Here is a 20,982-nt window from a genome sequence, read left to right as displayed (position 1 = left end):
CATTTTTTAATGCGATGAGGGCCAAACAACGCTGGTGATCGGAGCGAAGAAAGAATCGCGCCTGGACGCGTTCGATGCTTGTCGCGACCGGCCTGAGAATCACCTTCGCACGAAGCGCGACTGGCTCCAGTCGCCCGCATTGATCTTGTTCGCGCGCTGTATCCAGCGATAAAACGGGACGCTGCTCACGCGTAGACCGCAATAGAGGCACAAAAAAAGAAGGCGGGGACCTCCCCGCCTTCCATGATCTGCACCGCAGATCGGCTACTCCATGTCGCTGAATTCGCGACTACGCGAAATGGAAGTCGTGGCTGTTCAGCTTGTCGAGCTGCGTGTTCTTCAGCGTCAGCGTGTCGCTTCCCGTAGCGATGACGACGTCGCGGCCTGACTGGGCCGCGTGAGAGAGAACGCTTGCAAAGCTGTCGAACACGCTCTTGCTGAACTCGATCGTGTCGTGAGCTGGTCCGCGGGCAGCGAAGTCCTTGATGACGTCGTGACCGAAGTTCGACGCGAATTCGAACGTATCCGCCCCCCTTTTGCCGACCATGACATCATTGCCCGCGGTGCTGGTCAGCGTATCGCGGCGGCCGGAGCCAATGATCGCCTCGCCCGAACTGGTCCCGACCACGTGGCCGGTCGTGTCGACCTGCTCGGCGGTAAAGGCGTGGGTCCTGCCCGACAGATCGGAGGTGTGGAAGCTCCACTTGCCATCGGCTCCCGCCGTGACCGAACCGACCGACGTCGTGCCGTCAGACAGCCTGATCTCGCTGTTGGGATCTGCAATGCCCTTGATTGTTGCGGTGTGATCCCAATGCGGACGCACATTGGTGACTTCCACCGTCGAGCTGCTCTCCTTGGGGTCATGCGAGCCAATTGGCGGATCGATCGGCTGCGACAACGCGCTGGTGTTGCCGGCAGCGTCGGTGGCGGTCGCGGTGAAGGTGTGGGACCCGTGCTTGAGATTCGGGGTCGTCACGCTCCAGTCGCCGTCGCTTCCGACCGTCGTCGTGCCAAGCAGGGTCGTGCCTTCATAGAGCTTGATCGAGCTCCCCGCCTCCGCCGTTCCGGATACCGTTGCGCGGTTATGCGTGGTGGGATCGCTCAACAGAACCGGAGCATCCGGAGCAGTGGTATCCACCGTTACATCCAGCGCAGTCGATGCCTTGCTGGTGACGCCAGAGACCGTGTCCGTCGCAGTGAGGCTGTGCTTGCCGTCGAGCAGCGCAGCGGTTGAGTAGTGCCAGGCTCCGTTGGCATCCGCCGTGGCGATGCCGAGCTGGGTCGTGCCGTCGAACACCTTTACCGTGCTGTTGGCAGCTGCAGTTCCCGCCAGGGTCAGCGTCTTGTCGCTGGTGATGTGATCACCGGCGACACCGCTGTCGGTCGAGAAAGAGGTGATCTTCGGTGCGGCAGGCGCAGTGGTGCCAGTGCCCGAGGTGCCCGTACCCGAGGTGCCAGTGCCTGAGGTGCCAGTGCCCGAGGTGCCGGTGCCCGAGGTGCCCGTGCCGGACGTGCCCGTGCCGGACGTGGCGGTGCCAATGACCGGATCCACGGCCGTCGACGCTGCGCTAACGTTACCGGCAACGTCGGTCGCCTTCGCCGTCAGGGCGTGCGAACCGGCCGACAAGGCAGACGTCGTGACGCTCCACGCGCCGCTCGAGTTGGTTGTCGCCGTCCCGACCTGCGTCGTTCCATCAAACACCCTGATCGCGCTGTTCGCTTCAGCGGTCCCCGACATCACGACCTGATTGGTCGCGTTGACGGTATCGCTCGCGATCGTTGGTGCGGCGGGTGCCTTGGTGTCGACGGTAACAGCCACCGCTGCCGAGGCCGCGCTGGTCTGGCCCGACGCGTTGGTCGCGGTCGCCGTCAGCGTGTGCTTTGCGTCGGTCAGGACCTGGGTGATGTAGTCCCAGCTTCCGGTCGAAGTCGCAGTCGCCGTACCGATCTGGGTCGAACCGTCGTAGATCTTGACCGTGCTGCCGGCAGCAGCCGTGCCCTTGAGCTCGAGCGTGCTGTCGTTCGTCACACCATCGCCGCTGACGCCGCTGTCGGTCGAGAAAGAGGCTACAACCGGCGCCGCAGGGGCACTCGGAGCAGGCGAGGTTGGCGGCGTGTAGGTTGGCCCAGTGTAAGCAGGCGCATTGGCATCCTGCTCGACCTCGCCGGTCACCATGTTCACATTGTGCACGAAGGAGGTCTGGGAATAGGAGTCGTCCGGGCCAGCGGCCGGATAGTTGAACCCGAAGGCTTTGGTTACATCGAAATAGTTGTCGTGCGTGGAAAATGCCCCGCTCAGATTGGCGGCATCGGTCCCCGGACCGGAGACGGACATCCAATAGCTGACGCTGCCGATCAGAGTGTTGCCGGCAAACTCGCCCGACTTGGTGTTGTCGGCAATGAAGCCCTGGGTCGTACCGCCATCCTGGACCGCCGTGTTGTAAAGAATGTGGGTCGAATCGATGGTCGGACCATAGACTTGGAGATAGTCGCCGTGGGTGCCAGCGCCGCCCATGCCGGCCTGCTGCAGCAGGTTATATTGAATCGTGATGTCGCCACCGTCTTGACCATGGCGGCCGATCAGGTCGGAGTTGGAATTCTTCAGCCACGAATATTCAATCGTGAGGCCGGGCCCTTCCATTTCGACGAGAAATTCGGCATGCCCACCGCCACTCAGGCCGTCGATGGTACAGTTGGTGATATGCAGATTTGAGGACGACGACGTCCCTGTAATAACCGCATCCTGCGGACCCGACGGATTGAGACCATTGAAGTTCGAGTTGGTCAGGGTGGTGTTCGCTGCCGTGGTTACGACAGCCCAGCCGCCGAAATCATAACCGTCGAGCGTGACGTTGCTGCCCGTCACCGTGATGCTCTTCTGAGCCGCGTCAACGGACACGCCTGCCATCGAGATCGTTGCAGGATCCTTGAGCGTCAGCCCCGTTGGGACGCCGACGTGATAGTCCACCCCCGCGACATTCCATGCCGGCCGGTTCGCACCATAGGTGTCCAGCAAGCTCGAAAGCTGCGCTGATCCAACCGGCGCGTTCGCAGAACCGTCGTTCACTGCCATTACCTGTTCTCCTGATTTGATGTCCATCCGCATGTGCTCCACCCCGAAGGGCCTTCCCCGAGCAACATGCCATTCACTTTTATTATTGGACAAACCACCACGTGATGATCGCCGAGGCGACTATTGGCTGGGTGCCGCAGGCTTTTTTGGGACCACAACTAGGCTACGCCGGGGTGATGTTTGGCTCGCACCTGCCACACTCACTCGAAAATAAATCAAACTGCAGAAGTGCCTACACGACCGCATTGTGAATCGTTCGCAATTCAAAACAAAGAATATTATCGTCTGTCACCATTGATTTCTGTGGAAATAGTTGCCGTTGCGCATTGCGGTCCGACACTTTCGTCAATCCGCAGAATCCGCCATTTAATGTCTTCGTTTACATACGAGAGTTTAATCGACACGCGAATAAATATTGTGGCAAGAAAAATCCGAACTTCATCACACTCGGCGCGCGACTCGCACTTTTTTCGTAACGACACTGCACAGTCTCAATGTGCTTCATGCTCTTTTCAGACCACAACTGGATGCGTACCGACAATAGGCCAACGAAAGCAGTTCATCGATCTCGTGCTTGGCCGTTGACGATCCGGGCGAGTGCTAGACAGACAGGCAAGGGGATCGACGTCGTTCACCCTACAGCGGCGATGATGGCCTAGTGCTCGGCTTCTTAGTCGAAGCCTGCGAACCGCGCATTTTCCAAAGCGTGATCGGACGGATGAAGCGCTCGACCGCCCTGTTTTCGAGCGCGATGCGGCCATCTTCAGTCGTCAGGGCGCTCCGGTTGGCTCGCCAGCTTGCTCTTTTGGCTGATTCAATGCGAGCTCTGCACGGAGCCCCCTGTAAAGCTTCCTCCAGCGGCCGGTTCTGTTGCCGAACGAACAGCGCTCTTCGGTGCTACGGCCACCGATGTCCTTTTCGACAGGCTTGAGCGCTTCGCCGACAACGGGAGCCCGGCCGCTGTGGCAAGTTCGAAGAAGTTACCCCGCCTGCGCCACGAACAGAACGCTGGTTGAAAGACATGCGCGAGGCAGATCGGCCTAGCTCCATGGCCGGCGTCCACCGCCTAGATCCAGAGCTGACCAGTCTTGCTGACCAGTCTTGCTGACCAGTCTTGGGGTGCCCACGGCAGGGGTTGAGCACCGGCATCATCGTTTCGTCGGCGGATAGCTGATCCCTGCCGACGACGGAGACGCTCTTGCAACGGACGCGGGTCAATGCTCCTGGCCTCGGTCTGTCAACGCTGGCCGAGCTCAATAGGCACAATTCGCGCCTGCTGGTAGAGCGGCAGGCGGACGTCCTGTTCGGAGACCAGGATCTAGGCGACGGTCGACCTCGGTCCCCTTCGATCGGCCTAGCCGGGCCCGGTGCCTGCATTGGGGCTGTCTTGGCGATCACGCTCCGAACGGCAGCTCCCGAAGAATCAGACGAGGTCATCTGTGACCTCGAGCGTGCCCACGGAGGGCGCGCGCTCCGCCTGGGATAGGCTGTCGAAAACATTGTTCGCGCCAGGAATTGCGCTCGCCGCGACAATCTTCGGATTGCAGCTTCTTGCGGCAAGATTCAGCGGGACCGTAAGCGGCGCATGGGATCGGGACCTCCGAGCGACGTGGCCGGCTCGCTGGTCTTAGGACCGGCATGCGTCTTACTCTTCTACGTAATTCCATACCCGCGAGAGCTATTCGAACGCATGCTGATTCGATTTCGGGATTACATGTATATTGTCCATGCACTTCTGTTCATCTTCTTGAGTGACGCGTCCATGTTGTTCATTAGTTTACAGAAGCTCGGAAAAGATCTTGTGCGATTGTTGGGCTAGCCACACTAGCTTGAAGCTCCGATAGTTTGTTCGCGGTCATATCGAGTCTACATCGGTACCCTCTGGCCAATACGACTGCGGAATCAAGGAAGCCCGCGGCGCTGGCCTTCTCTCATCTTTCACGGCTTGTCTGGAAGAGATCTGCAAGACGTTAAGGACGAACGACTTCTCCCAGCCGCTGCCGCGCGCGTTCCCTCGGGATTCTCAGAGGTACGATGGCCGACGTTCCAGAAGACGCTGGTGCACAGGAGTTCTAGCCAACCACGTGCAATCGGAGAGAAGCGTCCGGCTTTCCGGTCTTTCCCAGCGCTCCGTCTATCAGTCCCCTAATCGTGATCTTCGCGGCGGTTGGAGCCCCCATGGCGACATATCTGGTCGCATACAACAAGCCGAAAGCAAAATGGAGGCCCCATCGCCATCCTGCCTCCCGGCGAGCGTAGACAATGCTATTGCGGGCAGACAGATACACCGACAAGTAGGAGCGTTTCCTCGGATCTACGGCAGAACCGATAGCCGTGCCCCCGATGTGCCGTACGATCGCTCGTTCTGCAAAGCCGATCAGATGCTTGTCACGGCGACGCCCCCAGTCCAGATCCTCCATGTAGAGGAAGTAATCTTCGGTCATCAGACCGACCTCTTCAACGAAGTCGCGCGTGACCAGAACGCAAGCACCGCTGATCGCGTCAATCTCAGACATCTGCTCGTGCGACGGAGCACTCCCCGCCGGAGCGTTCCGACCAACCGCTACGACACGGCCCGTCGTGGGCGACCAGTGAAGACCGTAGTTGATAATCTTATCCGGCACATGATCGAACACCAAGGTCGCACCAACCATACCAAATCCTGCGGCAGCCTTCGCCATTAGTTCGGACAGGCAACGACTGTCCACTTCAGTGTCGGGATTGAGAACGAGCACCGCATCCCAGCCCGGGCTTTCAAGGAATTGCTCAAGCCAGGCGTTGACACCACCACCATAGCCCAGATTGTCCACCGCAAGTCCAAGCCGAACGATATTTGTCCTGCTCGGAAATCGACATTTTTCGACGGCGGCTAGTCTTCCTCTCGCTTGATCCAGAAGATCCGAGCCACTGTGCACTTGCCGGAGCGTTCGCTCTGGACCGGCAACTACCGCCATCAGCCGCTCGAACGCCTCCTTCCCACCGTTCTCACAGACAAAGACCTCGAAATCCTTCCAATCAGAATGAACCAACGACTTCAGACAGCGATCAACATCATCCGGATTGCAGTACGAGACGATGAGCACCGCAAGTTTGGCGCGATCAGTTGCCATAGCCTAGGCGCCCTATCATCTGCTCGCGGCGCCTGCTCGCGACCGCGGTCCACGTAAAACGCTGCGCATGTTCAAGTGCTGCAACCGACATCCGTTGTCGAAGTTCGGTATCCTCGGCCAGCCGACGAATAGCCGCAATCCAACCAGCTGCGTCATACGGATCCAACACAAGACCTTCACGTTCATTTCGGACGATCCGTCCCGCGCCCATGCTAGTCGTTAGGACCGGTAGACCGCAAGCGCACGCCTCGTAGGTGACTTGAGGTCCGCCCTCCTCCAAGGATGGGAAAACGAAGATGTCCGCCGATCGATAAAGCGCCCCGACATCCTCGACATAGTCGAGCACCGTCACGTCGTCCCGTGCGAGCAAGTCGCGGCATTTCTCTTTGATGACCGGCTCCATTCGTCCAGCCAACACCAGCCTGCCCGTCACCCCGCTTTTCGCCCAATAGTCGAGGATCAAATGGGCTCCTTTTCGCACGCCAATGATCCCGACGAAGACCGCGGTCAAACCATGGTTGGAGGGAAGAAGCCGATTCTTTCCCGAAAGGCGAACTGGGTCCCAGCCGTATGCTGCTTCCAAACATTTGCTTTTCGACACACCGTTCTCAAGCAACGAAGTTTCGACCGGTTGATTCGGGCAGAATATGTAGTCTATCGCCTCCAGAATTTTGGTTTCGCGATGAACTGCCGCGTCGGTAATACCATGCATAGGCGTCGCATCAAGCTTGCCGTATGCTCGGTCAAGAATTGTCTTGGCGGTCCTGGTATGACAATTGAACTGCTCCCGAAACACCGTGACGTCACGCCGTTTCAATTCCTGGAGCAACTCCATGCTTGCGCTGGGCCAGAGATAGGCAGCCAACCTTGGCGATCGACAGCCATCCAGATATGAGAGGAACGCAGCCTCCATGCTTCGGCCAGCGCTGTTCTTCACCCAGCCATATGGGAAGTACCGCTTCCAAGCGGGCAAGGCCTCGATCACTTCCACCAGGGGCAGAGGCCATCGGCTGCGCGGAGTAACGATCGTCACGCCAAAATTCTGATCGACCATAGCCTCTGCGAGGGAGCCGCAGGTGTAGCCCACTCCTTTGCCTGTAAGCGGCAATGGCATCAAAACGCCCGTGGAGACACTCAATGCAACCTCTGTAGTATGACCGTCCAGATTGGGTGCCATCCGCGGCGCATAGTTTTCCAAAATGCAAACATCCTGCGCCTCACTCGATGAGATCCTTTCACGTGTGCCTCTGTCAGGTACCAAGTGAAGGTTACGGATAGCGGTGCAGTTCCCGACCTAAAGCATCCCCGATCGTAGACGTAGGGGCGATAGCCCAGGTCAGACAGGAATTCAGTAACCGCTGGCGAGGCAAACGCACACATCAATGCAGGTCTCAGCTGTTGTAACGTTCCATGCGCGCCCTTGAGGATATCCAGCTCCGCTCCCTGGGCATGAAGCTTGATGAGAACCGGTGCCAAGTCGAGAGAATCTAGCGCTTTGCACGTAACCCGATGCTCTCGCACTGTTAGCTTCTTGGCGTCAAAGCGGTACATCCTTCCCGGATTCTTTAGCCATGCCGTCGCCTCCTCGTAGGAAGTCGCGGCCATCCCGTCGCATTCCCATCGGCCGTATCTTGGGAGAAAAAAGTCGATAACTTCGGACCTGCAGCCAAGCGCGCAGTCGAGAATGGTCACAGCGTCATCACGACAATGGCGAAGTGCGAGTCGCTTCGCGGACCTCGGCTCGGGCTCGAAGGCTATGATACGGGAGTTTGGCGCAAGTCTCTTGAACGCGGCAGTGCTCTGGCCTCGGTTCGCGCCCACATCCACTATCAAGGCGCTTCCGATGCCGAGCAACCCAACTCCACGAAACTCCGGCTTGAAGAAGTACGGCGCAACACTGTCTTTAATAGCAAACCTGATCGCCGCAACGCCGGGAACGTTGGCATAAAGATAGCGGGCTACTGCCTTCAAATTCATAGTTGCTCGATCACTATCCTTGGGGAACGGCAAACAATTCCTCTGATATGTTTTGTGCGGCGGCCACAACTCCACACCTGAAGCAGGATGAGGTTGCCACATCGACGATCAGGTACCGCTCCAACCTTTCGTGCGCCTCGGCGTATCAATGCAATAGTACGCGGACGCACGACAAGGCGAGCGCGGTCAGCGAGCGGCCTCATTCGGCGATCCTCCAGCTAAACGGCTTCTGAGGTTCCTCGCCATCGATGGCCTCTCCAAGCATGATGTACTGCTTCGCCAGATGATGCTTCAACAAGCCAAACGAAAGACGATGGAGCGTCTTTGCCTTGTAGCCTTGCATTCCGGAAATCAGACCCTTGGAGACCTTCAGACCCGCGTCGTTCATGAGCCCGATCGCCGTATCCTCGACGAAGAACCTGAGATGGGTGCGGTCCAGAATACCCGCATCCTGATATTCAAACCGGCGCTTGAACAGAAGTGGAATCGCGACACTGAGATGCGCGACATTTGGCACGGACACCACGACGTGACCACCAGGCTGGAGCAATCCTCGCACCTTCTGCAGAACAGCTTTCGACTCGACCAGATGCTCGAGGACGTCGAGCAACAATATGAGATCATACTTCTTGAGCCGAGGTAGGCATTCATCAATGCTACCCAGGATCGCCACATCCGCATTGCGGCTAAGTTCCTCTGCGACCGCGTCATTTATCTCGACGCCGGTCGTCATTGCGTCCGGGTAGATCGTTCTGATCCACCGCAACGTCTGCCCGGAGGCGGCTCCAATCTCGAGGATGCTCGTTGCGGTCCTCGGCAGCAATGGTCGTATCTCCTGACGCACATGATGAAAGTAGCAGCTCATGTTTGCTCCGGGCGCCAAGGCCCGTTGCTTGTTCAAATCGCTCAACAAAGGAGCACGGGGGTCAACCGCATGTTCGAGGCTCCGCATCTTCCAAACCCTTCCAGTCACTATGTCTATCCAAAAGCGGCCAGACCTTCACCCGGAGACCTCCGGCTGTGGCCCAGGGTGTAACGCGTTGGCATGCTGGGCCGATCAATGCAGTTGGGTTGCCCCTTCAGCCTGATTCATCTCGCCCCTTGAGGGCGGCTTCGGCACTCCCGCATCCGCCAGCATTCTCGCGAAGTCGGTCGGGTCCACGGAGTCCGGATCAACGACAATATGATCGGCCCGGTATTTGCGTTGGGCCTGAGCTGATTTGAAGTGATACGAGAGGCTTCGAAAAAGGAACGGACCTATGAACTCATGAAGCATGCTCTTCCACCTCGGAATGTTCTGTCTATCCCAGGCGGCCCAGCTTCCGGTAGCGAAGCTCGACCAGGTCGCATCGTAGTCTGACTGTTGCACGCTCAGGTCGGAAACGCTGCGCACCTTTCTCGAGAACACCATCATCACCTTCTGCTCTTCAAAGGGGATCTGATTCCTGCGGCTGAGGGCCGCTGGCGGCCTAATCAGATGCCACTTCATCGGGCGGGATGACTTGATCAGGAAGATAGCGGTATCTTCGAAGCCATTTCGTTTACTGAAAAGACTGTAGAAGAATTCGGGCGAGTACTGGTAAAGGCCGTGCGCAGGAAAGCCGTTTGCGTTCGTCGCTATAAGGACGTGTCCGCCCGGCCTGACCAGGTTCACTATGTTGTCGACCACCTGCGCGACATCAAAGATGTGCTCGATCGACCCGAAGTCGAGGAACGTATCAAACTTTTCGTGCATATCGCTCGGTATCGGAAGATTGAAATCATGTATAAGCGATGCACCTTCGAAAGCTGATGCGTCAATCGAGACGATGTTCTCGGCACCAAGCTTGCGAAGGAGCGACTCGCAGTAGCACCCGACTGCAATCGACTGATCGTATGCGAGGTTTGAATTCTTCTGAACCGCATGAAATTCCTGCTTCCAGAAATGAACCTCATGTCTTCCGAGAGTGACCGTATTCCGAAAATCGAATCCATAGACTCGGTTCGCGAAGCTGAGCGCACGGAGGCCCGTCAGATCGATACCCACAACTCTCTCCCTCTGGACGCTGGACCATGACCTGGCCCCTCCTGCGAGGTCACGTCGTTATCGCGGCCCACTGACAATTCTCAATCTCCACATCTGTGCATTCGGTCGACATCATCGTGCCGGACTCCAGGCTTTGATAAAGCCGGACCGAGCATAGTAGACGCGTCTACGTGCGCCTCGAACCATTCGGAGACCTTCACGCGCAAGCGAGGATGGAAGCGAAGATGGCACGGCGACCGGACCCAGGGGCTCGAGCCATTCACGGATTTGCGGATGTCCAGGTACGAGCGTCTCTAGAAGCTTGTTCCAGAGCTTCGGCTCCATGGAATCGTGAAAGTGAAGTACACTCACTCCCGTCATCTTTGCCCCGTCATAATTTCCCGGCAGATAGCTACACAGGGGGAAGTTGCTTGAATCCGGGAGCGCTTGCCAAGCCAGCCCGAGCCGGATCACCGTCAAACCCAGCACGACTTGATCCATGAAGTGCACTTGCGAGTGTGTACGGGCCACTTGCCGGTCAAGAAATGTCTTGAAGTCGGCGAGAAACTCCCTCCCGAACCGCGTGTTGCGCCGATACACGTAGAGGCCCGCGTTCCAGTAGAACCTAATCCGGTGTCCATCGCCCGTCTGGAGCCATGGAAGGTCGTCAGCAACTCTTCCGATGAGTGCAGCGGACCGCTCCCAGAACGGATCATTTGGATCGGTTACTCCCCCCGACCCGATCACACCGGCATCCGGAGCGCTCGCGATGAAATCTACCCCAGGAGGAAGTTCAAGTCCGTTGGGCTCACGCAAGAACAGGATATCACTGTCGATCCACGCAATCGCCTCTGTTGTGACCCTGCTCTCGACGGCAGCAATCGCCTCCGCCTTATTCATATAATGGTGCCAGACATACGGATTATCGGGAAAGACGCGTAGATGCTTGATCCCAAGCTCCTCCATTCGGCGATGCGTCTCTCGCGTGAGAACCGGAGTAGACCGAGGCGTGACGGCAATAACTTCCAGGTTTGCAAAGCGGCCGCCGAAGCGCCGAAGGCTCTCCACCATGCGCAGCGTAAGTGGCTCCAGCATCCCTGACTCGATGCAGACCACAATCGTCATCGAAGGCTGCTTACCAGCAGCATCGTCCCGCCTCTGCACGGCACCACTCAAGCAATCGGTCAAATGGCATCCTCACTTGTTTGTGCAAATCCCAGCTCCCTCGCCTTTGCTTCAGGACACTCGAATTTGGGGTTTAGCGCGGGCGCGCTCAGTATCGCCCTGTATCTCAGCCGGAGACGACGAAGCAGCAGCGGCAGAGGATTCCTGGTCAACTGAACGATCACCGTCGGCCAAGGAAGTTGCGCCGTCCACTTCCGCGTCATGAAGCGGTAGGCAGCCAGGTAGGAGTGATCGAGACGAAGAGTTGCCTTGCTATTGTGGATAATCGGCAGGTCGACCACGTAGGACTTCATGCCGGCCCTCTTTGCCTCCAGCACGATGTCTGTTCCGTACAGGTGGAAGGAGGGTAGGCTCGGATCGAACAGGGTGCCCGCGGCTCGGCGCACGATCAAAACGACCTCATCGAGACTCGCAGCAGGGCGGGGCCGGTCAAATCGCCCGCCGCATACGGTGCCCAGGCCGGAATCCCACAAATGCCCGACGAACTCTCCATCGGGCGTCATGCCGCAAATACCGGCGACAGCCCATGACGGGTCAATCGAATTCAATCTCTCGCAAGCTGCCCGCAGCGCCATAAACCAGCCCTCGGGAAAATAAACGTCCTGATGGGCGAATACGACGATATCCGACTTGGCCGCCGCGATCGCCTGGTGATATGCCGCTGATGCGGCGGTGGCCCCCCAGATAACGGAAACCTTAATACGGTTGTCCGCAAGTTCTGGAGATCGGTTCAGATTTCGAGCAAGTGTCGCCTGCTCGTTGGCGACGCAATAAACCTCTATCGAACAGGTCATTTCCCACCTTCGGCCGCACGGCCAATTAAATTAAATATACAGCCGCAAGATTTATTATCAACATATTATTTGGCACCCGACATTAAATAATATATACCCTGACCTAAATTAATGTTTCGATCGAGAAGGGCTCATGTCGTCCTACGGCCTCAATGGATCCGGCCTGGCGGAAAGTGGACCGCTACTCCAGGCCGGTGCGCTTGAAAGGAAAAACGCGACGGGTTCAAATGGATGGGTGGCATGGCTGCTTTTGTTCGGGTGCGCCATGCCCTCGTACATGACGATGTACGTGGGGGGTGCCAAGTTCATTCCGGCGCGGATTGTAATCTCCTTGCTGATGATTCCTGCCCTGGCCCAGCTGTTTCAAAGAGGGCGACGGCTATGCGCATCGGATTTCTTCGTATGCGCTGCGTCAGCTTGGATGTTCGTGGCGGTACTGCAAACCGATCAAGGGTCGTCTTCCGCGGCCGCTCTCGTCCTCGAATTTTCCGGCGGCTACATCGTAGCTCGCGCTTACTTTTTTGGGCGCCAGGGGTTGGAGACTTTTGTTCGAGTCCTGAAGCCTGTTACCGCAGCGATCGTTGCTGTTGCGGTCCTGGAGCATCTCACCCGACACAATGTCGTCGCAGCCCTTATGGGCTTGCAGAGCACGGGCTATGAATATCGTTACGGCTTGCTGCGAGCGACCTCAACATTTCCTCACGCGATCCTATTCGGCTCATTCTGCGCCGTCGCCGGCGCCATCTTTCTGTACTCGGAGCGCAGCTTCCTTGGTCGAACTTTGTATTGCGGGCTGTGCCTTTTTGGATGTGTCCTATCAATGTCTTCGGCGCCGCTGATGGCATTCGGGATTGTACTATCCGTCTATTTTTACGATCAGATGCTGCGAGGGCAACGCTGGAGATGGCACGCCTTGGTGGCAAGCCTGTTCATGTTCCTTGGAATCGTATTTCTGGCCGCTAACAAGCCATTCTCTTGGATCGTCGCAAACCTGACGCTCGACCCAGCTACCGGATATTTCCGCGTCGCGACTTGGGAAAGCGCCAGCTACTATATCGATCTCTCTCCTTATGTAGGGTACGGATTCGGCTCGTACGCGTCCCCTGATGATTTCTTTGGCAACGCCTCAGTCGACAGTGTTTGGCTGACCCTGGCGCTCCGGTTTGGTATCCCACTGGTCATATTTATTCTGCTAGCGAATATTGCAGCATTCTTTCCGTCCAGGCGGACCGCCAGCATTCAGCACGGCCCTGATGCCTATATGAGGAATATGCGTACGGCATTCACATTGGGTCTCGCAATGTTCATGTTCGTGGGCTTGACAGTCCACTATTGGAACAACAGCTGGATACTTTGGGGGATTTGGATCGGCATTCGCGCGTCGCTAAAGGAGGACTCCGTCGCGGCAGCCGAAAGCCTAGTGCTCTATCGCCAAGAGATGGCTAGCGCCGATCGTGACCTCACCGTCGGGCACGTAACTCGGGGACTCTATGCGTCTAGGTAACGAACCTCGCCGGGCAAGGCTCCCGCTTCCCCATGACAGCCCGCTATATTAAACCTCTTCTCGTGTTCGCGCTGCCTTGGTCGATAGCCGCTAGCCAGGCGCAAAACGTCCCTTCCGCAGAGATGCCCGCGCCGGAGCGCTCTGCAGTCGACAAGTCAGCCCACGACGACGGCTCCGGCCACGCGCCCGCTTGTACAATTCAGTATCCGTCTCTCCTGACCAACTACAGAGTCCGTCCGCAGTGGAGGGTAGCGGGTGTGGATTATTGCGTTGGCTATTCGACGAATACTCCTATCAACGATCCGGCAACGATCTCGATGGAAGGCGTTTCGCTCGACCTGGCTCAGAAGAGCATCACGGTGACAGGCGACGATGTTACGCTCGACGGTTATGATTTCAGCGGCTGGTCCGTTGTGACTACGGCAGCAAACACCAGCCTGATCAACTCGAGATTCGACGGTCTGAATCCAGGTGGTCCGCAGAGTAGTGTCATCAGCGGCACACCGTCCGCCTCCAATTTGCGCATCATCAATTGCATCATTGACGGCCTGAGCGGGGGCGGACGTGCCGAATTCCTGGTCGAAATGGAAGGGCCCGGCCTCACGATCGAGTATTCGTGGCTGAAGAATTCCAATTCCGATCTAATCGGCCGGCATGGCCGAGACGGCGGCAACATCATCATTCGGTATAATTTACTAGAACAGGCGGGAATGCGCGGCCCAGGGACCCACGGGGACTACCTGCAGGTTTACGGGCCGACCGTGGAAGCGACCCGCATCCTTTACAACACCGCGGTCCAGAATGGCGGCAGCACTCAGGGGTTCATTGCCGATAACACAAACTCGGGCGAGTTTGGCTGCAATACCCTGATCGGCGGCGTCACCTACTGGATGTCGGTATCCGGTCCGGGCACCGACGCCGCCAATCTGTCCGGGATATTCTCTACGCATGACAACTATTTTGATGTGACAAAGGCCTTTGGCTTTAACTATCCGGCAGCCGGGCCAAACGACCGTTACGCGAAGACCGTTTTCACAAACAACATAAACATGGTAACCGGGCGGGTCGTCCAGGACGCCACAAGGCCGAAGCCGAAACCCTCACGCCCGTGACTTCGCGCATCACTCAACATCCGACGTGGCTGCTACGCCTTTGACGTGAGCTTCCTCTTGAGGCGGCGGAGCCTGCCGATAATCGGTGCAGGGAGAAGCAGCCAGCAGGCCAGTCCCATGAGCGCGAAAGTGTCCTGCCCCCGCAGGGCCAGCAGGTAGCGGCCCCGTTGCCTCAACACTGGAAGAAGTTCGCGAAACCGAGTGCCCCTTCTGCGATACGAGGCAATGATCCCGACGGCCTCACGGGCCAGGAAATGTCTGGCTCGCAATTGCAACTGAACGCGCTTTCGTTCATTCCCGATTCTGCGCTCGGCGGTGAGCGTTATAAGATCAATCAGTTTCTTGAGATCCTCCAGGTGGCTCTCGAGAGCTAGCCGAGATGTCTGCGTGGCGTCGTGAAGGGAATAGGAGCCACAGCATTCATTTATAAAACCTGCCTTACCTTCGAGCAGCAATGGGAGATGCCTTGAAAGATCACTCGCGAACGGCCATCCTGCCGGGAATCCTCCCCAGGCCCGGAGTCTCTCGGTACGAAGAAGCGTGGTGCAACCTTGCACCATGATGCGCCGTCTCAGATATTCATCAAGGACATCCACGCCGTCCCAGATTCCAGTCGTCAGATTTCGACTAGCCTGTGGTGGCAGGTTGCGCCCAGACGCGACGATCCGGGCCTCACCCAATGCCATCACGATCGGTAGTTCGGGCTCTCTTCGGATCAGCGAAAGGCATCGTTCCAACAGCCACGGCGCAATTCTGTCGTCGTCTGGAACAAATACGATATAGTCACCTCTCGCCTGTGCCACGCAAGCATTCCAGTTTGCGGTCGCCCCTATGTTCTTGGGCTGACGCACGACGCGTAGTCTTTCGTCATTGAATTGGCCCAGGACCAGGGCAGTTTCATCGGTCGACGCATTGTCTGACACGAGCACTTCGAAATGTGGATACGATTGATTCAGCGCCAGGCGAACACAATCCCGCAACCACGTAGCTCGATTGAACGTAGGAATTGCAATGGTCACCAGAGGGTCGGTCCACCGCGAGACAGGATCCGGTCCCGCGATGGCCCCTTCAGCTTCCGACCGCTGCAGACTGACGGGTGAGGCTGAATTCTCGATCTCGCTTGAAACTCGCATGGCGAACTCGAAGACCTGTGTCATTCCTTCGGTGGCGATCACTGACGACCGATCAATGTTCCATTGCTCCGATTTTCCCGGCATCCGAAGTAGCATGGGGCCCATCGACTAGCTCCAACCGCGATCTCTCCTTTAAACGACCATCAGCTGCGAGTCCCCGCTCGTGCGGTGCGTCAGTAATCCTTTCCAGCCACACTTCACGCCACCACGAATAGATGCTCCTCGGGCAGAACATTTTGCAATTGCTGTATCGAGACCTGCACCAAACGTCCTCCAAGATCACAGCCGGAGTCTTGAGTGACCTCATCCTTCCGGTCTTCTCATCGATGAATCTGGTCATCTGTGCCTTAACCTTGTAGACGCCGCCGCAATACGGGACCAGCTCCGCATCAAAAGCCATGCCTCGATTTATGTTTTCGGCATCGACGGTCGCGAGAATTTCCTTGTAAGTCTTCACTCGCACTAATTCACCAGGCTGGAGGTTCAAGGTGACAGTCGGAGTCTGATGCCGATGTGGTATTTTTCCCTTCCACCTCGGAAACGGAATGCCGCCCCGCAGTTCCTGGAAGAAGTCGTAAGCCAGGCGGGAAACGTGACCCAGTCGTGCCCTCTTGGCGAGTGCAAGATGCCAGTAGGCCAGGTATACGAATCCGCGCGCGATCCGTCCCAAGCTGGCGTTCCCGGAGGTATAATCCTCCACGTACTGCCTGACGTCCCACCATCGAGCCAACGTGGTAAAGCGCGGCAATTCGGTTGCCTGGCAGGAGTATCGGATTTCTGCATCCGCGGCACTATCGCCGATACGCGTCCCCCGAAGGACGTCTTCCTCTGTACATCGGCCTTTGCCTTGTCTGACGCGCTCGTTCCGACGCTCTGGAGAAATCACCACACCGTTTTCGCTTTCGTTGATGGGCCTGAGCCAAGCCTCCTTCCAGAAAATGAGACATGCAGCTTGGCAGCCACCATACGCCTCACCGTCGCATCGTAGATCAAGATGGATACCGTTCGGGAGCCATCTGCCACCGGTGTTTGTGACGGTGTCACAAGTCTTGTGGGAACGCTTGTAGACCTTGAATCGCTTACCACAATACTTGAACATTTGCGGCATGAACGGGAGCCCCTCGAAGCGACCACTGCTGTCGAGCGTTCCAAGGATTTCTTCCTTTGTCCGCACTTCTACCCAGTCGCCCGCTCGCAGCTTAGTCATCTTGCCCTCCAAAGGCGGCGGCCGTCGTCCACTATTGAACCTTAGCCGCGCTTTTTTCGTGAGTTTTCGTGGAAAGTGCGCCTTGCAGTTCCTTCAACAGATCGAAGTAGACTGTCTTCTGTCCCATAAGGAACAGCAGCATCCAGACATAGGTTGCGACGATAGTGCAGCCTCCAAGAAGGAGCCTCAGGAGATGCGACTCTGAACCTCCAAGACAGAGTTGCGCTCCGAAAGCTACTGCTGCCGCTGCCGCTCCTGCGAGCAATGGCCTGCCTGCTGCGAAAAGAATATCCCGTGGAGAAATAACCGTGCCGTGCAAACACCAGAGAACGTGGGGGATGAGCCACAATACCATCGCGGAGGAATACGCGAACGCGACACCCGTCGGACCGTACGGCAATCCGATGAGGTAAGCCGCACCTACCAGAGGAGCGATCACTAGGGCGATCTTCAGACTTCGTACTTGTAGGCCTGCGGAATACAACAACCACGCAAGGGGATTGATAATGCCGAACACCAAGATAGTGGGAGTCAAAAGGCGGAAAATGACCGCCGTATCTCTCCACTTCGGCCCAAGCACGACCTCGACGATGTCATCCACGAACACGGCACAGAATACCGTGATGGGTAGCGTCATCGACAGGACGATGGTATAGCCCTTCAGGAAGTAGCTCTTCAGTCGAGGCAAATCGCTCTGAATCCGCGACAATCCTGAAAACGCGACGCCTCCAATCGCTCCGTTGAGCTCTGCCGTTGGCAGATTGACAAGCCGATATCCTCGTTCATAGATCCCAAGAGCATCGGCTCCCCAATACCGGCCGAGAAGCAACTTCTCGAAATTGTAGGCAACGTACACCACGAGAGAATTCAAGGTGACTATACCGCCAAAACTCAACATGCCACGGACTCCGGCAGTCCGGCGCGGTGGGCCGGGAATCCACCCCGCGGCGACCCATACGCACACGATGTAGACCGCAGTCGAAATCAGCGTCATTCCTAGAATGGCCCAGTATGCCAACCCGTAAAAGGCCATAGCAACTCCCGCAGCAACGCTTACCGCCTGTGAGAGCACTTCAATGGCTGTCAACGTTGTGTACCGCAGTTGACGCTGAAGCAGTGCTGAATGCTGCACTGCTACGGCGCTCAGGAAAAATCCAAAGCCTGCTGCGACAGTCAGCCAAAACAGACGAGGCTCATTGTAGAACTCCACGAGAGCAGGTGCGGCTGCCGCGCAGATGAGCGCGAGCATCATTCCGACCGCAAGATTGACCCAAAACAATGTCGACATTTGTTCGTTGGTGACGGTCTCTTTCTGAACTGTGGCCGACGACAATCCTGCCGTTGTGAAGAGTTGAAGAGCCCCGGTGACGGCCGTTGTCATCGCAACCAATCCGAAATCCTGCGGGTCCAGCAGGCGCGCGAGGGCTGCCATGACACCAAGTCGAAGAGCGAAATTCGCCGCTTGGCCGCAAAGCCGCACCACGCCGCCGCGAATCATCATCCCCTTGAGGTTGTCCATTCCAATCCCCGGTAGAGAGAGTTCGGCATCGGCTCGCTTTTGGACACGCTTCCCCAACGCCTTGTCACCACAGGGTGAGTTTATTCGCCACAAATGCCTCAGCATATTTTTCCGGCGCCCGACATTCCATGCCCCGCAGCCGCGCTAGACCGCGAAAGACCTCCGGATCGAACCATTGTTTGGAACGCTGGCTTCCAAAGTGCGACATCAGCAGATCGATCTTCCGTTGCAATGCTCCAGCCGAAACGGGCGAATACATATTCGGTCGACCGAGGTCTCCATCCCATTTAGGAATCTCATACTCGAGAATGAGATGATCTCTGAATGTATTCCAGGTTAAACGCGACACCTGACGATGATCTTGATGGGCGTCGTTTCCGCGGTGCGTCAGGATCAGATCCGGCTCGACCCGTCGCTTCAACGACTCAAACCACTTCTTGATCTCGTCACCCTGCTCCGGAAAGAAGCCGTCTCGAAATGCCATTGCTTCAATCTGAGAACGAGCGGCTTCGGACACAAATTCTGCAGCAGACGCCCTCGCCTCACTCTCACGTTCACCTGGCGCGCTAAGTACACACCAATGCACGTCAAGCCGAACGCCACGCGCAATCAAATTCAGAATTGTCGCACCGGCACCTATTTCGATATCATCCGAGTGCGCACCGAGACAAAGGATCGAGAGACGCTCTCCGGGCGCGGCAAGTCGGAAGCCCTTCATGAAGCCGCCTGCGTGCGCGCTTCCGGAATAACCTTCCAGGGCATTTCGCCGCGCTCGATCATCTCCTCAAGAACCTGGCGATCCCGCAGCGTATCCATCGCGCGCCAGAACCCTTCGTACCTGTATGCCATAAGTTTTCCGTCCTCGATCAGGCGATTGAAGGGTTCGAGCACGAGCTCCTCGCCCTCACGTATGTAGTTGAAGATCTCCTTCCGGAAAATGAAGTAGCCCCCATTGATCCAGATCTCGGACTGCTGACTAGAGCGCAAACGCTTGACGGTGTCTCCGCCGTTGAATTCAGCAAGGTGAAAATTGAACGGAGGATGCACGGCAACAAAACATCCCACCATTCCACTCTTCTTGAATCGCTCGATCATTTCAGGTAACGGCGCGTCGGTCAGACCGTCACTGTAATTTGCAAGAAAGACATCCTCGTTCTCCACGAGAGAGCGCACCGCCATCAAGCGCTGACCGATGTTTCGCCAAATGCCAGTGTCAACCAGCGCCACCTGCCAATCTGGTGGCTGCTCGCCGATGACCTCAACCTTCCTGCCGAAGTTGGAAACAACGCAATCGCTGTGAGCCCAACGATCCGAGTTCAGGAAATACTCCTTGATCGCGTTGGCTTTGTACCCGAGACACAATATGAAATCGCGGTGACCATACTGGCTGTAGTATTGCATAACGTGCCAGAGCATCGGGTGTTGTCCGACCGGCACCATGGGCTTCGGAATGCTTTCAGAATATTCTCGTATGCGGGTTCCGAGGCCCCCACAGAACAGTACGACTTTCATAGCAGCGATTCCCATGTTTCTGCCGGCCTTTTCGATCGCGGCAGATGGCTACAAGCGGGGCAGGCGTCTATTTAATATATAACACCATCACTATTTAATTCACATTTTACATCACGAGCCACATTAATCAATATTTTTCGAAAACTATTTTGAGATTCCGCTCTTAAGCACTATAATTGTTGATATTTCCAGGCATTTGAGCGCCTCGCGGCGTATTCAGGAGGGAATTGAAGTGATTATAAGCGAAACCAAACTTAAAGGGGCCTATATTATCGATATTGAACGGCGCGAAGATCCGCGCGGCTTTTTTGCCCGAACTTTTTGTCAGAGAGAGTTTAGGGCCCTCGGCCTCAATCCAAGCATTGCGCAGGCCAATATCGCGTCAAATGTCCGGCGGGGAACCCTGCGCGGCATGCACTTTCAGTTTCCGCCGGCGCCCGAAACGAAACTGGTTCGGTGCACGCGTGGCGCCATCCTCGACATTATAGTCGACCTGCGTCCCGAGAGTTCGACCTTTCTACAACATGTCGCTGTCGAGCTGAACGAAATCAACCAGCGGGCGCTCTACGTGCCGGAACGGTTTGCTCACGGTTATCAGACTCTCGCCGACAACACCGACACCAGCTACCAGGTGGGAGAGTTCTATACTCCCGAGGCGGAGAGCGGGCTGATGTACAATGATCCCAGGCTCGGGCTGACCTGGCCGCTTCCGATTTCCGTGATCTCGGAAAAGGATCAGAACTTTCGCTTACTCAGCGAGGTCGAAGCCGAACTGAAAGGGCGGATGGAACTCGCCGACATCGACGGTTGACGCGAAAGCGCGTTGCCAGCACCCCCCTACCGATCCCTTC

Annotated in this window: 16 protein-coding genes; 3 read left to right on the top strand and 13 right to left on the bottom strand. The window is 57.0% G+C overall.

What is annotated here, in order from left to right:
* Positions 1-289: 289 nt before the first annotated feature.
* From AC066S_RS29795 to AC066S_RS29760, 8 genes are all read right to left on the bottom strand, one after another.
* Positions 290-3,100, bottom strand: coding sequence for an Ig-like domain-containing protein (locus AC066S_RS29795; protein WP_478271312.1), 2,811 nt, complete (start codon positions 3,098-3,100; stop codon positions 290-292).
* Between the two features lie 2,045 nt (positions 3,101-5,145).
* Entirely contained in the window at positions 5,146-6,183 is a 1,038-nt protein-coding gene (locus AC066S_RS29790) for a glycosyltransferase (protein WP_135169315.1), read from the bottom strand.
* On the bottom strand, positions 6,173-7,381 hold the full coding sequence (locus tag AC066S_RS29785; protein ID WP_478271311.1) for a glycosyltransferase family 4 protein: 1,209 nt from the start codon (positions 7,379-7,381) through the stop codon (positions 6,173-6,175). The genes AC066S_RS29790 and AC066S_RS29785 overlap by 11 nt, the downstream gene beginning before the upstream one ends.
* Positions 7,318-8,160: an FkbM family methyltransferase gene (locus AC066S_RS29780; RefSeq protein ID WP_164718663.1), complete on the bottom strand. Its 843-nt coding sequence runs from the start codon at positions 8,158-8,160 to the stop codon at positions 7,318-7,320. The genes AC066S_RS29785 and AC066S_RS29780 overlap by 64 nt, the downstream gene beginning before the upstream one ends.
* A 199-nt stretch (positions 8,161-8,359) precedes the next feature.
* Positions 8,360-9,112, bottom strand: a complete 753-nt coding sequence (locus tag AC066S_RS29775; RefSeq protein ID WP_235885079.1) for a class I SAM-dependent methyltransferase — start codon at positions 9,110-9,112, stop codon at positions 8,360-8,362.
* A gap of 105 nt (positions 9,113-9,217) precedes the next feature.
* Positions 9,218-10,186, bottom strand: a complete 969-nt coding sequence (locus AC066S_RS29770) for a class I SAM-dependent methyltransferase (protein ID WP_478271310.1) — start codon at positions 10,184-10,186, stop codon at positions 9,218-9,220.
* Positions 10,187-10,297: 111 nt separating this feature from the next.
* Positions 10,298-11,290 carry a glycosyltransferase family protein gene (locus AC066S_RS29765; RefSeq protein WP_478271309.1) on the bottom strand — a complete coding sequence of 331 codons (993 nt, stop codon included), beginning with the start codon at positions 11,288-11,290 and terminating at the stop codon, positions 10,298-10,300.
* 59 nt (positions 11,291-11,349) lie between these two features.
* Positions 11,350-12,144, bottom strand: coding sequence for a hypothetical protein (locus AC066S_RS29760; protein ID WP_478271308.1), 795 nt, complete (start codon positions 12,142-12,144; stop codon positions 11,350-11,352).
* A 133-nt stretch (positions 12,145-12,277) separates the two neighbouring features.
* Here AC066S_RS29760 and AC066S_RS29755 point away from each other — a divergent pair, with 133 nt between their 5' ends.
* Both AC066S_RS29755 and AC066S_RS29750 read left to right on the top strand, forming a co-directional pair.
* The gene (locus AC066S_RS29755; protein WP_478271307.1) at positions 12,278-13,648 is read left to right on the top strand and encodes an O-antigen ligase family protein; all 1,371 of its coding nucleotides are present in this window, start codon (positions 12,278-12,280) and stop codon (positions 13,646-13,648) included.
* Between the two features lie 32 nt (positions 13,649-13,680).
* On the top strand, positions 13,681-14,760 hold the full coding sequence (locus tag AC066S_RS29750) for a hypothetical protein (RefSeq protein WP_478271306.1): 1,080 nt from the start codon (positions 13,681-13,683) through the stop codon (positions 14,758-14,760).
* Positions 14,761-14,792: 32 nt separating this feature from the next.
* Here AC066S_RS29750 and AC066S_RS29745 read toward each other — a convergent pair whose 3' ends face one another.
* The 5 genes from AC066S_RS29745 to AC066S_RS29725 form a co-directional block, all read right to left on the bottom strand.
* The gene (locus AC066S_RS29745) at positions 14,793-15,998 is read right to left on the bottom strand and encodes a glycosyltransferase family 2 protein (protein ID WP_135169308.1); all 1,206 of its coding nucleotides are present in this window, start codon (positions 15,996-15,998) and stop codon (positions 14,793-14,795) included.
* Entirely contained in the window at positions 15,946-17,100 is a 1,155-nt protein-coding gene (locus AC066S_RS29740; RefSeq protein WP_478271305.1) for a hypothetical protein, read from the bottom strand. The genes AC066S_RS29745 and AC066S_RS29740 overlap by 53 nt, the downstream gene beginning before the upstream one ends.
* A 31-nt stretch (positions 17,101-17,131) precedes the next feature.
* Positions 17,132-18,619, bottom strand: coding sequence for a lipopolysaccharide biosynthesis protein (locus AC066S_RS29735; RefSeq protein ID WP_126258016.1), 1,488 nt, complete (start codon positions 18,617-18,619; stop codon positions 17,132-17,134).
* A 64-nt stretch (positions 18,620-18,683) separates the two neighbouring features.
* Positions 18,684-19,337, bottom strand: coding sequence for a PIG-L deacetylase family protein (locus tag AC066S_RS29730; protein ID WP_126258015.1), 654 nt, complete (start codon positions 19,335-19,337; stop codon positions 18,684-18,686).
* Entirely contained in the window at positions 19,334-20,131 is a 798-nt protein-coding gene (locus AC066S_RS29725; RefSeq protein WP_126258014.1) for a sugar phosphate nucleotidyltransferase, read from the bottom strand. Before AC066S_RS29725 ends, AC066S_RS29730 begins: the two co-directional genes overlap by 4 nt.
* A gap of 196 nt (positions 20,132-20,327) precedes the next feature.
* On the opposite strand from AC066S_RS29725, the gene rfbC reads away from it, so the two are divergent.
* A complete protein-coding gene (rfbC, locus tag AC066S_RS29720) occupies positions 20,328-20,942 on the top strand; it encodes a dTDP-4-dehydrorhamnose 3,5-epimerase (protein WP_478271304.1) in 615 nt (204 codons plus the stop codon).
* The last annotated feature ends 40 nt before the right edge of the window (positions 20,943-20,982 follow it).

This window comes from Bradyrhizobium sp. CFUWI (genome assembly GCF_056429085.1).
Note: the sequence above shows the minus strand (reverse complement) of the source record. Positions and strands in the feature narration are given on the sequence as shown.

Excerpts from the sequence above, each read along its gene's own strand:
- AC066S_RS29795 (WP_478271312.1), bottom strand. The coding sequence starts at position 3,100 with ATGGACATCAAATCAGGAGAACAGGTAATGGCAGTGAACGACGGTTCT.
- AC066S_RS29790 (WP_135169315.1), bottom strand. The coding sequence starts at position 6,183 with ATGGCAACTGATCGCGCCAAACTTGCGGTGCTCATCGTCTCGTACTGC.
- AC066S_RS29780 (WP_164718663.1), bottom strand. The coding sequence starts at position 8,160 with ATGAATTTGAAGGCAGTAGCCCGCTATCTTTATGCCAACGTTCCCGGC.
- AC066S_RS29775 (WP_235885079.1), bottom strand. The coding sequence starts at position 9,112 with ATGCGGAGCCTCGAACATGCGGTTGACCCCCGTGCTCCTTTGTTGAGC.
- AC066S_RS29765 (WP_478271309.1), bottom strand. The coding sequence starts at position 11,290 with ATGACGATTGTGGTCTGCATCGAGTCAGGGATGCTGGAGCCACTTACG.
- AC066S_RS29760 (WP_478271308.1), bottom strand. The coding sequence starts at position 12,144 with ATGACCTGTTCGATAGAGGTTTATTGCGTCGCCAACGAGCAGGCGACA.
- AC066S_RS29755 (WP_478271307.1), top strand. The coding sequence starts at position 12,278 with ATGTCGTCCTACGGCCTCAATGGATCCGGCCTGGCGGAAAGTGGACCG.
- AC066S_RS29750 (WP_478271306.1), top strand. The coding sequence starts at position 13,681 with ATGACAGCCCGCTATATTAAACCTCTTCTCGTGTTCGCGCTGCCTTGG.
- AC066S_RS29745 (WP_135169308.1), bottom strand. The coding sequence starts at position 15,998 with ATGGGCCCCATGCTACTTCGGATGCCGGGAAAATCGGAGCAATGGAAC.
- AC066S_RS29740 (WP_478271305.1), bottom strand. The coding sequence starts at position 17,100 with ATGACTAAGCTGCGAGCGGGCGACTGGGTAGAAGTGCGGACAAAGGAA.
- AC066S_RS29735 (WP_126258016.1), bottom strand. The coding sequence starts at position 18,619 with ATGGACAACCTCAAGGGGATGATGATTCGCGGCGGCGTGGTGCGGCTT.
- AC066S_RS29730 (WP_126258015.1), bottom strand. The coding sequence starts at position 19,337 with ATGAAGGGCTTCCGACTTGCCGCGCCCGGAGAGCGTCTCTCGATCCTT.
- AC066S_RS29725 (WP_126258014.1), bottom strand. The coding sequence starts at position 20,131 with ATGAAAGTCGTACTGTTCTGTGGGGGCCTCGGAACCCGCATACGAGAA.